Raw genomic sequence first — 14,630 nt, 5'->3', positions numbered from 1 at the left:
AGTCAGGTGCCGGGAAACGGGCGCTGCGCAGTATCTAACTTTTCCACGTAGCAGCCGCGTCGCGGCGCAAAGCTTGTCAGGGCGGCGGCATCCTCCGCAGCGGTGCGTCACAGGCAGCGGTTCGTCACCTGCCGCGGTCGCTCGGCCGTCCGGGACCTTCCCGGGCGAGTCGCTCTCACTGACCTGCTAGGCCTGCGTCGCGGTCTGGTGACGCCCTACCTCCTGTGTGCCGGAGTGCGGCCCCGGAGGACCCACGCCGGCGAGGCGTCGTCGGACTGTCCATTCCTCGGGGCGGGCCCGATTGTTTGAGCAGTCGTCTCGGAGTATCGCATACACCCTGTCAACAGATCGATATCCGGGACGACGTACGCCCCTGGACGGACCTGCCAGATCATCCCGCGGGCTGATTCGCGCACCGGGCGGCGCGCCTAGGCTCGGCCCGTGATCCAACTGCGCAACCTCACCAAGAGGTACGGCGACAAGACCGCCGTGGACGACCTCACCCTCGATCTCGAGCCCGGCTCCGTGACCGGCTTCCTGGGCCCCAACGGCGCCGGGAAGTCGACCACGATGCGTCTCATCCTCGGCCTCGACGCCGCGACGTCGGGCACTGCGACCGTCGGCGGCAAGGCGTACGCCGACCTCGACCGTCCCGCGCACACCATCGGCGCGCTCCTGGACGCCAAGGCGGTCCACCCGGGCCGTTCGGGACGGGACCACCTGCGCGCGATGGCTCGCAGCCAGGGCATCGAGGACCGCCGCGTCGACGAGGTCCTGGAGCTGACCGGCATGACCGCTGCCGGCCGCCGCCGTGCCGGGACGTACTCGCTGGGCATGAGCCAGCGCCTCGGCATCGCCGGCGCGCTCCTCGGCGATCCCAAGGTGCTGATGCTCGACGAGCCGGTCAACGGCCTCGATCCCGACGGCGTGCGCTGGATTCGTACGCTGCTGCGCGGCCTCGCCGCCGAGGGCCGCACCGTCTTCGTCTCCTCCCATCTGATGAGCGAGATGGAGCAGACCGCCGACCGGCTCGTCGTCCTGGGCCGCGGGCGCCTGGTCGCCGACGCCCCGATGAGCGAGTTCCTCTCCCCCAGCGGCACCCGCGTACGCGGCCCCGAGCTCGGCCCGCTCGCCGAGCTGCTGGCCGGTCACGAGGTGACCTGGAACGGCGAGAACGAGCTGACCGTGGCGGTGCTGACCACCGAGGAGGTCGGCACGCTCGCCCATCGCGCCGGGGTGCTCCTGCACCTGCTCGAACCCGTCGAACCGACCCTCGAGGAGTCCTACGTGAAGCTGACCGCGGATGCCGTCGAGTACTCCGCCGGAGGTGCCGCATGAGTGCCCTCGCCCGGGTCGTGAGCTCGGAGTGGCTCAAGATCCGGACCGTACGCTCCTCGCTCTGGTTCCTCGGCGGCGCAACCGCGATCATGCTGCTGACCTCGCTGCTCCAGGCCGACGACGGCGACCCGTCGGCCGTCGCCTCCACGGCGTCGGTGATCGGGTCAACGCAGTACTTCGTCCAGTTCCTCGCCGCGGCCTTCGGCATCCTCGCGATCACCGCGGAGTTCGCGTCGCGCTCGATCACCGTCACCTTCGCGTGTACGCCTTCGCGGACCCGGGTGCTGAGCGCCAAGGCGCTGGTCGTGGCGGCGAGCGTGCTGGTGGCCGGGGTGGCCGTGGCCGGGCTCGGCCTGCTGGCCGCGGCGATCCGGCTCGGGGAGCTCGGCGACCTCACCGGCGACGACGTCGCACTCGTCCTGCGGCTCGGCGTATTCCTGGCACTGCTCGCGACCGTCGGCCTCGGTTTCGGCGGCCTGTTCCGCCGCACCGCCGGCGCGCTGTCCTTCGTGCTCTTCCTTCTGCTGCTGATGCCGGAGCTGCTCGGGCTGCTCGCCCAGCGGTTCGGCTGGTCATGGCTGGAGACCGCGATCGACTACACCCCGGCACCGGCCGGGTACGCGCTCGTCCAGGGTGACTGGCTCTTCGGCGGCGTACTCCTGATCTGGGCGGTCGGGCTGGTCGCCGGCTCCGCCTGGGTGCTGCGCCGCCGCGACGTCTGACGCTCTCCTGTGCGAAGCGGTCGTCCTTAGGGGAGCCGCGCGTCCTTCATCTGCCGCGAGGCGTACACGTTGGTGATCACCACACCGTCCAGCCAGGCGGTCAACCGCTCCGCCTCGGCCTCCAGCGCCGCCCGGCCCGCGGCGCCGATGTCGTGGCGGAGGATCACCCGCACCATCGCGTCCGCGTCCTGAACCCAGCAGCCGACGATCCGGCCGTCCCACCAGGCGGTGTTGCCGGCGTTGCCGTTGGAATCGAAGAGGTACGCCACATCTTCGGCGTCCAGATAGAACCCGCGCTCCTTCCATCCCATGACGGTGGGGTCGAGGGTGGGCAGCAGCGCGGCCCAGGGCTCGGTCTCGGGCTCCGGCGAGGTGGCGATCGGGTCGTCGGGAAGGACCCATCCCGTGCCACCGCCCTCGAGCCCGACCTCCGCGGCGCCGACCGCGGCGAGCGCGGCCCGTACGGCCGTCTTCGTGGACCCGAGCCACCAGACCACGTCGGCCTCGGTGCCCGGACCGAAGGTCCACAGCCAGCGGCGGACGAGCTCCGCATAGCCCTCGGCAGACGCGAGCGGGACCGGCACCTCGTCGAGCCACGACTCGGTCAGCGTCCAGGCAGGCTTGTTGAGCCGCCAGTGACCGAGGTTGGTCGCCCGCATCAGCCGGCCCTGCGCGGCGAGGGTGCCGATCACCCAGCGGCCGATCGCGAACTCACCGCCCCACTTCTTGCCGGGCGTGCCCATCCGGAAGCGCGCGTCGAGCTCCGGGACCAGCTCGCGCAGCTGCGTCGTGGTCCGTGGCTCTCCGTCGGCAAGCGCGGCCAGCGTCGCCGCGTACGCCTTCTCGATCCAGCCGTCCTGGTCCTCGTGAATGCCGCCGGAAGTCAGCCACTTGTGGAGGTTCTTCTCCTCCTGGGCGGCCACCCGGGCCGAGGCGCTCCCCAGCGCGGCCGGCAGCAGGTCGCGCGGGAAGGCGAAGAGCGTACGCCGCATCGCCAGCTGTTTGACCAGCGACCGCTCCTCGTAGAGCGCCCGATCGACGTCCTCGACGCCGAGGTCGTGGACCCGCGCGTGCAGAGCGAGATGGACGGTCGCGGCCTCGGTCGCGTGCCAGGCGGTCATCGCCTGCGTCGCGGCCGCGACGTCGGGGTACCTGTGGGCGGGGGCGAGTCCGTGCCGGCGGGCCAGTCTCGCCCGTCGCTCACGGTCGGTGACCATTCTCATCGGCACAGCCTCACCCAGGGCACGTTAGTGGAGCGGGTCGCCGATCGTGCCGGAAGCCTCGTCGAAGACTCCCTGGCTGAGCCGGGTCAGGAGCGGCAGTCCACCGTGCTCGGGGCCGACCTTCAGACCGCCGACGCGCTCCAGACCGGTGACGACGTCGTCGGGACGTACGGTCGGGGTGCCGTGCTTGAGCAGGAGCTCCAGCCGGGAGCCACGCTCGCGGGGCGCCGAGCTGAGGCGTACGACCGCGCTTCGGGCATCGAACTCGCGCAGACCCTTCTTGGTCATCCGGGAGACGATGACCTCGTCGGCCCGGAGGAACGCCTCGACGGCCGCAGCGGCGTCCTCCGGTGCCGTCGGCAGGTCGATGATCCACTCGCTGCCGGTGAGCAGGTCGGCCAGCGCACCCTTGGGCGAGGTGGCGGTGTCCACGACGTCGATCAGGTCGAGACCGTCGGGCATAACCTCGTCCAGGGCAGCCTTGGTCGCGGCCGGGTCGACCGTCTCGCGCAGTCCCAGCTCGACGTACTCGGCCTCGCTCGCCGCTCCCGTCGGAGCCGCACCGGCGTAGGAGATCCGCGGGTGCGGGTTGAAGCCCGAGGAGTAGGCCACCGGGATCCGCGCCCGCGCGACCGCGCGCTCGAAGGCGCGGCTGAAGTCGCGGTGGCTGGTGAACCGGAGCCGGCCGCGCTTGGCATAGCGGATGCGGAGGCGCTGGACCGGCGGGGCCTGCTGTTCGGGCTGTTGACGCACGAGGTCGATTATGTCGGTCCGGGGGCGCGATCACCCATCCGGCGAATGGAAAGCGAACGGTCTGTAACGGTTTGCGCACCAAAAATGGGAGACTCGCGCGGTGACCCACCACAGAAGCAGGAAGTTCTCGGTACGCCTCAAGGAGCTTTTGCCGATCTTCGCGGTGGTCCTCACGGTCGGCGCCATCGCCGCCCTGACCGTCCTCGCGCCCCGTCTGAGCGACTCGAGGCAGGCCTCGGCCGAGGCCTCCTCCACGCCGAGCGCCGATCCCGAGGCCAGCCCGTCGGCCTCAGCCTCGGCGTCGTCGGAGCCGCTGCCGAAGTTCAAGACGCTCGACGCACCGCCGACGATCGACAAGGCGCCGAAGAAGCCGAAGATCGACCCGTGCGCGGTCCCGCGCAACCTGACTGTGATGACCTTCAACATCAAGGGCGGCCGGGTCTCCCCCGGCGAGCTCGGCGGCATCGCGAGCGTGATCCGGGCGTCGGGCGCCGACGTCGTACTCCTCCAGGAGGTCGACCAGAACCGACGCCGCTCCGGCAACGTCGACCAGCCGGCGATCATCGCCTCGCACCTGGGCATGCAGTCGGTCTTCGGCGCCAACGCCTACATCACCGACCGCGGTGGCTACGGCACCGCGATCCTGTCGCGCTTCCCCATCGCGGAGTCCGGCAACACCCACCTGCCCAACCGCGACGGCAAGGAGCAGCGTGGCGTGCTCCGGGCCAACATCATGGTCGAGGGCCAGCGACTTGTCGTCTTCAACACCCACCTCGACCACACCTCCGACTCGCTGCGGCAGGCCCAGATCGGTGCGGTCATGGCCAAGGTGAACGCCTACGACGGTGCCAAGCTTCTCGGCGGCGACCTCAACGCCGGCGACGGCTCCAGCGTCCTCGGCGCCGCACTGGCCACGCTGTCCGACGCCGGCGCCTCTCTCGGCGCCAGCCACGACGGCGGCGGCCGCGTCGACTACCTGCTCCCCAACTCCTGGCTCTCCGCCGGCGACGGCAACGTCACCCCCACCGGCCTCTCCGACCACCACGCGGTCAGCATCGACTTCGCCATGCGCGGCGCCGCGGACTGCTGAGTCAGTAGCGCTCGACCGACACGGTCCGCTCGGGCGGGTTGTACGCCTCCGGCCAGAAGTCGGTGACACGTGTGATCCGCCCGGCGTCGATCTCGAGGAACGTCTGCGACTCACCCGACTCGTCGCCCATCCGCCAGTCGAACCTGACCACCGCGCGCTCGTCGTCGGCGATCACCACCTTCGGCGTCAGGTGCCACTCTCCGGGGTAGGTCTGATTGAACTCGAGGAACGACGCGCGCCCCTTGATCAGCTCGCGCGTCTGCGGCATGTCGTAGACGACGTCGGTGGCCAGCAGCGCCGTCCAGGCGTCCCAGTCCCGCGCCTCGAGGAGCTCGAGATATCTGCGTCCAAGTGCACTGTTGTCCGACATGGCGGCAACCTACCGGTGGTCGAGCGAGCGCGTGGGAGACTTCCCGCCGTGATCGAGTTGCGCCCAGCGGTAGTTGCTGACGTCCCCTCACTTCTGGAGCTGTGGGAGGTGGCCGCGGAGAACGACTCGCGACCGACGGACTCCGCGGTGAAGGTCGAGACGCTGATCGCGCGCGACCCGGAGGCCTGCACGGTCGCCGTCACCGAGGAGGGCCGCATCGTCGGCTCGTTGATCTCAGGCTGGGACGGCTGGCGCGCCCACCTCTACCGGCTGGCGGTCCACCCCGACGTACGCCGCCAGGGGCTGGCCCGCCGTCTCCTGGACCACGCCGAGACCCGCCTCGTGGCGCTCGGCGCGGGCCGGATCGACGCGATGGTCCTCGAGGGCAACGACCTGGGACAGTCGCTGTGGAAGAGCTCGGGCTACGAGTCACAGGCCGAGTGGCGCCGCTGGGTCCGCCCGGTCGGCTGAGCAGCGGGTAACCGGTCGCCAAAGGGACCGAGTCGGGTCTACCTTCATCGGATGGATTTCCTGACTCCCGAAGACCTTCCCGCACCCGCCGGCTACAGCCACGCGGTGATCACCGACCCCGGCGCCCGGCTGGTCGTGACCTCGGGCCAGGTCGGTGTCACCGACGAGGGCGCCGTGGCCGACGGCTGGGAAGCGCAGACCCGGCAGACCTTCGTCAACCTCGGCGTGGCCCTGGCTGCTGCGGGCGCGAGCTGGGCGGACGTGGTGAAGCTGACCTACTTCGTCGTCTCCACGACCGAGCTGCCGCTGATCCGGTCGGTGCGCGACGAGTTCGTCGACCTCGCGCACCCGCCGGCCAGCTCGCTGGTCCAGGTCGCTGGCCTCTTCCGCCCCGACGTACTCATCGAGATCGAGGCGACCGCCGCCATCAGCTGACCGGTCAGCCAGATCGGGTACGCCGACTCATTCCGAGGGGCTCCGGGCCGTTCGATGCCCTAGCCTCCGCGCCATGGATCACCCGCCCGCGGCGCTCGGCCCACAGGCCGAACGGACGTCGCCCCTGGCCTGGATCGCGCTGGCGCTCACCTTTGCATGGGTCGTTCCACTCGGTCTGGTGCTCGGCATGCTGGATAGCGTCCTGGACCTGGTGTGCACGCTGGTCGGTGCAGCACTCGCTGTCGTGGTGCTCCTGCGCTCACGCCACGGCATCGACCATGGCCGACTGGTCGCATGGATCGCGCTGGGCAGCGTCGCGGTACACCTGGCACTCACTCTCGCCCTCGGGCTGATCACGGTGCTGATCTTCGACGACATGGATCCCAGCGGCGACACCGAGTGGGCGTCCCCTCCGAGCGGGCTAGTCCAGGGCGACTGCCTGCTCAGCGAGTTACGGCCGGTCCCCACATCCTGCGAAGAGCCCCACCTGGCGGAGGTCGTGGGCACCTACAGCCTTCCGGAGGCAGGTTGGTTCGACATCCCCGAAGATGACGCCGACGCGCTCTGCGGCAACGCTGTGGCGGAGTACCTCGACATCACCGAGGACGAGGCCGCGTGGCGATACGGATTCTCGATCTCCGGGGACGGACCCTACGAGGTCTCCTGCTGGGCTCTCTCCGAAGTCTCTGTCACCGGCACGATGCGCGCCAATCGACCCTGACCAGGACCTATGCCGTCACAATCCCCCATGTGCGGGGAAGTGACGGCTGAAGTCGCGCCGGTCCCCGCCACTTCCATGCACATGCGGGAAGGTGACGCATCCAGACGAGTCGTACGACTCAGACCACGCTGAGCGGCAGGAGCTTCTTGCCGGTCGGGCCGATCTGAATGTCGGTGTTCATCTCCGGGCAGACGCCGCAGTCGTAGCACGGGGTCCAGCGGCAGTCCTCGACCTCGATGTCTTCGCCGTCGGCGACGGCGAGGGCGTCTTCCCAGTCGGCCCAGAGCCAGTCCTTGTCGAGGCCGGAGTCGAGGTGGTCCCAGGGGAGGATCTCGTCGTACTCACGCTCACGGGTGGTGTACCAGTCGAGGTCGACGCCGGTGCCGGCGAGACCGGTCTCGGCGGCGGTCATCCAGCGGTCGTAGGAGAAGTGCTCGCTCCAGCCGTCGAAGCGGCCGCCGTCGCGCCAGACGTGCTCGATGATGCGGCCGACCCGACGGTCGCCGCGGGACAGCAGGCCCTCGACGATGCCGGGCTTGCCGTCGTGGTAGCGGAAACCGATCGCGCGGCCGAACTTCTTGTCGGCACGGACCACGTCGCGCAGCTTCTGCAGCCGCTCGTCGGTGGTCTCGTGGTCGAGCTGGGAGGCCCACTGGAAGGGGGTGTGGGGCTTGGGTACGAAGCCACCGATCGAGACGGTGCAGCGGATGTCGTTGCGGCCCGAGACCTCGCGGCCCTTGGCGATGACCTTCCTCGCCAGCTCGGCGATCTGGAGGACGTCCTCGTCGGTCTCGGTCGGCAGGCCGCACATGAAGTAGAGCTTCACCTGGCGCCAGCCGTGGGAGTAGGCGGCACCGACGGTGCGGATCAGGTCCTCCTCGGTGACCATCTTGTTGATCACCTTGCGCATCCGCTCCGAGCCACCCTCGGGGGCGAAGGTCAGGCCGGAGCGACGGCCGTTGCGGGAGAACTCGTTGGCCAGGGTGATGTTGAAGGCGTCGACGCGGGTCGAGGGCAGCGAGAGCGACACGTTGGTGCCCTCGTAGCGGTCGGCCAGGCCGGTCGCGACGTCACCGATCTCGGTGTGGTCCGCCGAGCTCAGCGAGAGCAGGCCGACCTCCTCGAAACCAGACTTCCGGATCCCGTTCTCGACCATGTCGCCGATGGTGGTGATCGAGCGCTCGCGCACCGGGCGGGTGATCATCCCGGCCTGGCAGAAGCGGCAGCCACGGGTGCAGCCGCGGAAGATCTCCACGGAGAACCGCTCGTGGACGGTCTCGGCGAGCGGCACCAGCGGGTTGCGCGGGTAGGGCCAGGCGTCGAGGTCCATCAGGGTGTGCTTGCGCACCCGCCACGGGATGTCGGGGCGGTTGGGGACCACTGCCTCGATCTGGCCGTCGGCGGCGTAGTTCACGTCGTAGAACTTCGGGACGTAGACGGCACCGGAGACGGCGAGTCGCCGCAGCAGCTCGTCGCGGCCGCCGGGGCGACCGTCCTTCTTCCACTCACGCACGACCTCGGAGATCTTGAGCACGACCTCCTCGCCGTCGCCGAGCACGGCAGCGTCGAGGAAGTCGGCGATCGGCTCCGGGTTGAACGCGGCGTGGCCGCCGGCGAGCACCACCGGGTCGTCGTCGCCGCGGTCGACCGCATGCAGCGGGATCCCGGCGAGGTCGAGCGCGTTGAGCATGTTGGTGTAGCCGAGCTCGGTCGAGAACGAGAGCCCGAACACGTCGAACGCCTTCACCGGACGGTGGGCGTCGACGGTGAACTGCGGGATCGGCCCGTGCTCGTCGCCCTCGCGCATGATCTTCTCGAGGTCGGGCCACACGGCGTAGGTGCGCTCGGCGGCGATCCAGTCACGCTCGTTGAGCACCTCGTAGAGGATCTGGACACCCTGGTTGGGCAGGCCGACCTCGTAGGCGTCGGGGTACATCAGCGCCCACCGCACCTCGACCTCGTCCCACTTCTTGACGGTCGAGTTGAGCTCCCCACCGACGTACTGGATCGGCTTGGACACCAGCGCCAGGCGCGGCTCCAGCCGAGGGAAGACAGACTCAGGAACGAGGTCGCTCTGGGCGACGGTCACGATGGGCACCTCAAAGCTCGGGAACGATCAACCCCAAGCGTACGCCGCCTCCTGACTCCCCTACCAAACCTGGCGTCGCGAGGACAGAATGCCGGGCATGGCTTTGCGTACGTGGGCAGGAGAGTTCGCCGGAGGGACCGTGGCAACAGGCATGGCCAGGCTCAACGCACGGCATCCCTGGAGCCACAACGACCACTTCCACAGCTGGATCCTCGCGAACCTGCCGGCGCGGCGCCGCGGCGCGCTGGACGTCGGCTGCGGACGCGGTGAGCTCGTCGCGTCGCTGTCGCCGAGGTTCGAGGCGGTCCGCGGGAACGATCGCGACGAGGAGATGCGGCGACACGCCGCCGCCCGCTGCGCGGCTCTCGCCAATGTCACCGTCGACGGTCGCCCCTGGGCCGAGACCGCCGGGCCGGTCGACCTGGTCACGATGGTCGCCGTTCTGCACCATCTGGACGTCGCCGCTGCACTCGCTGATGTGCGCCGTCTCCTGGAGCCGGGAGGGCGGTTCCTGGCAGTCGGCCTCGCACCGCCGCTCAGCGCGACGGACCACCTCTGGGACCTCGCCTCGGCCGTGACCAACCCGGTGATCGGCTACGTCAAGCATCCGTGGCCGTCGGCCGACGGCACACCCGTCGCGCCGGTCCCGATCAAGGACCCGACGATGCCCTTCGACGAGCTGCGCGAGGCCGTCCGAGGCGTCCTGCCCGGTGCCTCGATCCGCCGCCGCCTCGGGTTCCGGCACACCATCGCATGGACCAAGCCGTCGTAGCGGAGCGGAAATGGGTGTTGGGGCCGCCCCTCCCGGACGGCCCCAACACCCTGACCTCAGAGCCGGTGGCTCAGAACAGCGTGGTGAGCAGCAGGTTCGGCGAACCGGTGCCCGGGTTGGTGACCACGTCGGGGGTGGCGGCACCGGTCAGACCCGTGGCGACGTCGGCCGGGGTGGCCGAGGGGTTCGCCTCGAGGAAGAGCGCGGCGGCGCCGGCGACGTGAGGGGTCGCCATCGACGTACCGGAGATGGTGTTGGTCGCGCCGTCGTTCCAGGCCGAGGTGATGTCGACGCCGGGGGCGAAGATGTCGAGGCACTCACCGGTGTTGGAGAAGTCCGCGGCGGCGTCGGTGTCGTCGGTGGCACCGACGGTGATCGCCTCCGGAACGGCCGCCGGCGAGGAACCGCAGGCGTCGGAGCTCTCGTTGCCGGCCGCGACGGCGTAGGTCACGCCGTCGGCGATCGAGGCCTGGACGGCCGCGTCGAGAGCGGCGTCGTTGCCGCCGCCGAGCGACATGTTGGCGACGGCCGGGCCGTCGGTGTGGTTCTCGGTGACCCACTCGATGCCCGCGACGACGCCCTCGGTGGTGCCGGAGCCCTGGTCGTCGAGAACGCGGACCGGGACGATCGTCGCCTCCTTGGCCAGACCGTAGGTGGTGCCGGCGACGGTGCCCGCGACGTGGGTGCCGTGGCCGTTGCCGTCGGCCGGGTCGGTGTCGCCGTCGACCGCGTCGAAGCCCTCACCGATCCGGCCGCTGAACTCCGAGTGGTCGGTCGCGACACCGGTGTCGATGATGTAGGCGGTCACGCCGGCGCCGGTCTGCTCGTAGTGGTAGTTCTTGTCGAGCGGCAGCGCGGCCTGGTCGACCCGGTCCAGGCCCCAGGTCGGGTCCGCCTGGTCACCCTGGGTGGTGTAGCGGTGGTTGGCCTGCACGTAAGCGACGTCCGGGTTGGAGCGGACCTCTTCGAGCGCCTTCTTGTCGAGCGAGGCCGAGAAGCCGTTGAACGCCGTGTTGAAGACCTTCCGTACGTCTCCACCGGCGTCGCGGGCGTCGCTGCGCACCGACTTGGCCTCGGACCTGGCCGCGTCGCTGCGACCCTGCTTCTCCATCACGACGATGTACTCACCCTCGATTGCGGTCGAGGCGTCCGCGCCGCGCAGCGGTGCCGGACTGTCCGCGGCACCTGCCGGGACGGTGAAGGCGATCGCCGAGGCTGCTGCTCCCACAGCCACGGCGGAGATGACTGCCGGCGCCTTGAAGGCCCGGTTCTTGATGGTTCGGTTCACGAACTGACTCCCGTCATCGTGCGGCCCGATGGGGCCACAACCATTCATTGCACCGGACTTGGGAACCGCCTGTAGGTGGTCCCACGCGCAGACGTCGCACGTGCCGGCCGAACGCCCTGCGCCCTCCCTACGGCCGCAACCCGAAGCGTTCGGTCAACCACGTAATCACGTTACGTAGGGCCCGTAACGACCCAACTCTTCGCATTGCAGCAACGTGCAGATACCAAAGGTGAACACCTATAAACAGCCCATAAACAGGGCGGGAAAAATGGCCTGTAACCCAACACACCGGGTCGCCCGCGTTACGCGAGCGACCCGGTGCGGTCAAGCCGAGATCAGGCCCTCAGGGCTCGAATCAGGCGATGGAGGTGTCGTCGATCAGGAAGCTGGTCCCGAGCGAGGAGTCCTCGGTGCCGGTGAACGTCAGCGTGACGGTGCTGCCGGCGAAGGACCCGAGCGAGAACGACTTCAACGAGTACGACGAGCTCGCGTTCAGGTTGGAGTACGTCGCCAGCGTCGTCGACCCGACCTTGACGGTCAGCTTGTCGTAGGCCGTCGAGGTGGTCGTCTCGTTGGTGATCACCCGCAGGTAGAACGACAGGGTCTTGCCGGTCGTGGGCAGGGTGACCGACTGCGACAGCGTGTCGGTGCGAGCGGTGCCATAGCCGTTCAGCCACGCCTTGTAAGAGCCCGTACGCGCCGGCGCGCCGCTCGAGTTGTCGATCACGCCGGAGGAGGCGGTCCAGCCGGTCGCGCCCGACTCGAAGCCCGGGTTGGTCAGCAGGTTGCCCGTGGTCGGCGGGTCCGTCGGGTCGGTGCCACCGCTCCACAGCGAGTAGAGGAGGCGGTTGGGTGAACCGGTCCCGGGCGAGGTGACCACGCCGGTGGTGGCGTTGGCGTTGATCGCCGAGGCGACGGCGGAGGCCGACGCCGTCGGGTTCGCCTGCAGGTAGAGCGCTGCCACTCCGGCGACGTGCGGGGTCGCCATCGACGTACCGGAGATGGTGTTGGTCGCCGTGTTGGAGGTGTGCCACGCCGAGGTGATCGAGGAGCCCGGGGCGAACAGGTCGACGCACGAGCCGATGTTGGAGAAGCTCGACCGGGCGTCGGTGTTGGTCGTCGAGCCGACGGTCAGGGCTCCGGCCACCCGGGCGGGCGAGCCGTTGCACGCGTTCGCACCGGAGTCGTTGCCCGCGGCCACGGCGTAGGTGACGCCGTCCGCCATCGAGCTGGAGACCGCGGAGTCGAGGGTCGAGGAGACCCCGCCACCGAGCGACATGTTGGCGACCGCCGGACCGGAGGTGTGGTTGGAGGTCACCCAGTTCACACCCGCGATCACGCCGGCGGTCGTGCCGGACCCGGAGGCGTCGAGCACGCGGACGGGCACGAGCGTGACGTTCTTGGCGACGCCGTACGTGGACCCGCCGACGGTACCGGCGACGTGGGTGCCGTGGCCGTTCTCGTCCTCGGTGCTGGACCCGATGGCGGTGTAGCCAGAGGTCACCCGGCCACCGAAGTCCGCGTGCGCGGACCGGATGCCGGTGTCGATGATGTACGCCTTCACACCAGAGCCGGTGTAGTCGTAGTGGTAGTTCGAGTTCAGCGGCAGGTTGCGCTGGTCGATCCGGTTGAGCCCCCAGGTCGGGTTGGCCTGGTCGCCGCTGGCCTTCACGACCTGGTTGGCCTCGATGTAGTCGACATCGGGGTTGCTGCGGAGCGCGTCGAGCGCGTCGGCGTCGAGCGTGGCAGAGAATCCGGTGATCGCCTTGTCGTAGGCGTACTTCACCGAGCCGCCCTTCTCCTTGGCGAGCGCCCGGGCGTCGGCGGCGTTGGCCTTGGCCGCCGCACCGTTGCCCTTCATCACGACGATGTAGGAGTTGTCGATGGCCGTCGACTTCTCGGCACCGATCAGCGGTGCCGGACTGTCGGCTGCGCCGGCGGGACCGGACATGGCCAGGATGGTGGTGGCGGCACCGACGGCGGTGACCGTCGCTGCTGCCAGTGCGCCGAGGCGCTGGATTCTGTGGGGTCGGTTCACGATTACTGCTCCCGTCGTCAAGCAGCCTCGGGATGAGGGCTGCAAGGGGTCACAGATGCCCTGTAGGGCAACCGGGAGGGAACGTAATCGAGTTTAATTTCGATGAAACGCGACATCTTTTCGCACTGCAGCAACCTGCAGGCGATCACGCGAGCGGAGGTCCTGAAGTGGTCCGGACCGGTCCAGACCGGTGCGCCGCGAACGGGCCGAGATGCCGAGCAGCAGACCCACCGCCAGCAGCGCCGCGATCATCGAGGAACCACCGTAGGAAACCAGGGGCAGCGGGACCCCGGTGACCGGCATGATGCCCAGGCACATGCCGATGTTCTGGAAGCTCTGGATGCCGAGCCAGCACACGATCCCGGCCGCCGCCACCCGCCCGAAGAGGTCGTCGGTACGCGCCGCGATCCGCAGTCCGCGCCACAGGACGACACCGATCAGCCCGATCACCAGCAGCGAGCCGACCAGCCCGAGCTCCTCCCCCACGACCGTGAAGATGAAGTCGGTGTGCTGCTCGGGGACGAAGCCCGCACGGGCCTGCGAGCCCTGGAACAGGCCCTGCCCGAAGATGCCGCCGTCGCCGATCGCGATCCGCGCCTGCTGGACGTTGTAGCCGGCCCCGCGAGGATCCAGCGACGGATCGGTGAACGCCATGAACCGGTTGATCTGGTACTGCTTCAGCACCCCGGTCGCGACCACCGTCGTCGCACCCGCCACGCCGGTCAACGCCAGCAGCGCGAGCCATCGCCGCGGTGTGCCCGCGGCCGCGAGCACGCAGAAGACCGTCACACCGAGAACCAGCGTGGTGCCAAGGTCGGGCTGCAGCAGGACCAGGACGATCGGCACCGCCGCGACCAGGATCATCGCGACCACGTCGCCCAGCGACACCCGTGCCCGCCAGCGGCCCTCGCTGCGCTCGGCCAGGACCAGCGCCATCGCGATGACGACGGCCAGCTTGGCCAGCTCCGAGGGCTGGACCTGCACCGGCCCGAGGACCACCCACGACTTCGACCCGTTGACCGTGGAGCCCATCACGAGCACCAGCACCAGCCCCACCACCGCGCCCAGGTAGACCACCGGCGTCAGGAGCCGGACCCAGCGGTGGTTGGTCGCGACAACGCCCACCATCAACACCAGCCCGGCGGCCACGTTGATCGCCTGTTTGCGCAGGTAGGCGGTGGTGTCACCGCCCGTGATCGCGTCCCGGTGGATGGTCGCGGACCAGACCAGCAACACCGAGAGCGACACCAGGACCAGCACCGCGCCCAGGAGGACCAGGTCGATGCGGCGTACGAAGGCCATCACGTCGTTCTTCATGCT

General features: G+C 69.5%; 14 protein-coding genes. 7 read left to right on the top strand and 7 right to left on the bottom strand.

The window, feature by feature from the left end; genetic code table 11:
- Window positions 1-441 precede the first annotated feature (441 nt).
- Window positions 442-1,338: an ABC transporter ATP-binding protein gene (locus ACIO3S_RS29395; RefSeq protein WP_400470430.1), complete on the top strand. Its 897-nt coding sequence runs from the start codon at window positions 442-444 to the stop codon at window positions 1,336-1,338.
- The gene (locus tag ACIO3S_RS29390; RefSeq protein ID WP_400470427.1) at window positions 1,335-2,060 is read left to right on the top strand and encodes a hypothetical protein; all 726 of its coding nucleotides are present in this window, start codon (window positions 1,335-1,337) and stop codon (window positions 2,058-2,060) included. Before ACIO3S_RS29395 ends, ACIO3S_RS29390 begins: the two co-directional genes overlap by 4 nt.
- A gap of 26 nt (window positions 2,061-2,086) precedes the next feature.
- On the opposite strand, the gene ACIO3S_RS29385 is transcribed toward ACIO3S_RS29390, so the two are convergent.
- Window positions 2,087-3,283, bottom strand: a complete 1,197-nt coding sequence (locus ACIO3S_RS29385) for a winged helix DNA-binding domain-containing protein (RefSeq protein WP_400470424.1) — start codon at window positions 3,281-3,283, stop codon at window positions 2,087-2,089.
- Between the two features lie 24 nt (window positions 3,284-3,307).
- Window positions 3,308-4,036 (bottom strand): TIGR03936 family radical SAM-associated protein, encoded by a 729-nt coding sequence (locus ACIO3S_RS29380; RefSeq protein WP_400470421.1) that lies wholly within the window; start codon window positions 4,034-4,036, stop codon window positions 3,308-3,310.
- A 100-nt stretch (window positions 4,037-4,136) separates the two neighbouring features.
- Here ACIO3S_RS29380 and ACIO3S_RS29375 point away from each other — a divergent pair, with 100 nt between their 5' ends.
- Window positions 4,137-5,126 carry an endonuclease/exonuclease/phosphatase family protein gene (locus ACIO3S_RS29375; protein ID WP_400470418.1) on the top strand — a complete coding sequence of 330 codons (990 nt, stop codon included), beginning with the start codon at window positions 4,137-4,139 and terminating at the stop codon, window positions 5,124-5,126.
- Window position 5,127: 1 nt separating this feature from the next.
- Here ACIO3S_RS29375 and ACIO3S_RS29370 read toward each other — a convergent pair whose 3' ends face one another.
- Window positions 5,128-5,496 carry a nuclear transport factor 2 family protein gene (locus ACIO3S_RS29370; protein ID WP_400470415.1) on the bottom strand — a complete coding sequence of 123 codons (369 nt, stop codon included), beginning with the start codon at window positions 5,494-5,496 and terminating at the stop codon, window positions 5,128-5,130.
- Window positions 5,497-5,544: 48 nt separating this feature from the next.
- Between ACIO3S_RS29370 and ACIO3S_RS29365 the strand changes: the two genes are divergently transcribed.
- The 3 genes from ACIO3S_RS29365 to ACIO3S_RS29355 all read left to right on the top strand — a co-directional run bounded on the left by ACIO3S_RS29365 (window position 5,545) and on the right by ACIO3S_RS29355 (window position 7,123).
- A complete protein-coding gene (locus ACIO3S_RS29365; RefSeq protein ID WP_400470412.1) occupies window positions 5,545-5,967 on the top strand; it encodes a GNAT family N-acetyltransferase in 423 nt (140 codons plus the stop codon).
- Window positions 5,968-6,018: 51 nt separating this feature from the next.
- A complete protein-coding gene (locus ACIO3S_RS29360) occupies window positions 6,019-6,402 on the top strand; it encodes a RidA family protein (RefSeq protein WP_160024650.1) in 384 nt (127 codons plus the stop codon).
- Window positions 6,403-6,475: 73 nt separating this feature from the next.
- Window positions 6,476-7,123: a hypothetical protein gene (locus tag ACIO3S_RS29355; RefSeq protein ID WP_400470409.1), complete on the top strand. Its 648-nt coding sequence runs from the start codon at window positions 6,476-6,478 to the stop codon at window positions 7,121-7,123.
- A 118-nt stretch (window positions 7,124-7,241) separates the two neighbouring features.
- On the opposite strand, the gene ACIO3S_RS29350 is transcribed toward ACIO3S_RS29355, so the two are convergent.
- Entirely contained in the window at window positions 7,242-9,212 is a 1,971-nt protein-coding gene (locus ACIO3S_RS29350) for a TIGR03960 family B12-binding radical SAM protein (protein WP_400470406.1), read from the bottom strand.
- Between the two features lie 97 nt (window positions 9,213-9,309).
- Between ACIO3S_RS29350 and ACIO3S_RS29345 the strand changes: the two genes are divergently transcribed.
- The gene (locus tag ACIO3S_RS29345) at window positions 9,310-9,984 is read left to right on the top strand and encodes a class I SAM-dependent methyltransferase (RefSeq protein WP_400470403.1); all 675 of its coding nucleotides are present in this window, start codon (window positions 9,310-9,312) and stop codon (window positions 9,982-9,984) included.
- Between the two features lie 70 nt (window positions 9,985-10,054).
- Here ACIO3S_RS29345 and ACIO3S_RS29340 read toward each other — a convergent pair whose 3' ends face one another.
- The 3 genes from ACIO3S_RS29340 to rodA all read right to left on the bottom strand — a co-directional run bounded on the left by ACIO3S_RS29340 (window position 10,055) and on the right by rodA (window position 14,627).
- Complete coding sequence (locus ACIO3S_RS29340) at window positions 10,055-11,272, bottom strand: S8 family peptidase (protein ID WP_400470400.1); 1,218 nt, start codon at window positions 11,270-11,272, stop codon at window positions 10,055-10,057.
- Window positions 11,273-11,627: 355 nt separating this feature from the next.
- A complete protein-coding gene (locus ACIO3S_RS29335) occupies window positions 11,628-13,310 on the bottom strand; it encodes a S8 family peptidase (RefSeq protein WP_350837412.1) in 1,683 nt (560 codons plus the stop codon).
- 93 nt (window positions 13,311-13,403) lie between these two features.
- Window positions 13,404-14,627, bottom strand: a complete 1,224-nt coding sequence (gene rodA / locus ACIO3S_RS29330) for a rod shape-determining protein RodA (RefSeq protein WP_378837080.1) — start codon at window positions 14,625-14,627, stop codon at window positions 13,404-13,406.
- Window positions 14,628-14,630 lie beyond the last annotated feature (3 nt).

This window comes from Nocardioides sp. NPDC087217, from assembly GCF_044744805.1.
Lineage (GTDB): Bacteria > Actinomycetota > Actinomycetes > Propionibacteriales > Nocardioidaceae > Nocardioides.
This window is presented reverse-complemented; position numbering and strand designations above follow the sequence as displayed.

Coding starts and splice junctions, on each gene's coding strand:
- ACIO3S_RS29390 (WP_400470427.1), top strand. CDS start 1,335: ATGAGTGCCCTCGCCCGGGTCGTGAGCTCGGAGTGGCTCAAGATCCGG.
- ACIO3S_RS29385 (WP_400470424.1), bottom strand. CDS start 3,283: ATGAGAATGGTCACCGACCGTGAGCGACGGGCGAGACTGGCCCGCCGG.
- ACIO3S_RS29370 (WP_400470415.1), bottom strand. CDS start 5,496: ATGTCGGACAACAGTGCACTTGGACGCAGATATCTCGAGCTCCTCGAG.
- ACIO3S_RS29360 (WP_160024650.1), top strand. CDS start 6,019: ATGGATTTCCTGACTCCCGAAGACCTTCCCGCACCCGCCGGCTACAGC.
- ACIO3S_RS29355 (WP_400470409.1), top strand. CDS start 6,476: ATGGATCACCCGCCCGCGGCGCTCGGCCCACAGGCCGAACGGACGTCG.
- ACIO3S_RS29345 (WP_400470403.1), top strand. CDS start 9,310: ATGGCTTTGCGTACGTGGGCAGGAGAGTTCGCCGGAGGGACCGTGGCA.
- rodA (WP_378837080.1), bottom strand. CDS start 14,627: ATGAAGAACGACGTGATGGCCTTCGTACGCCGCATCGACCTGGTCCTC.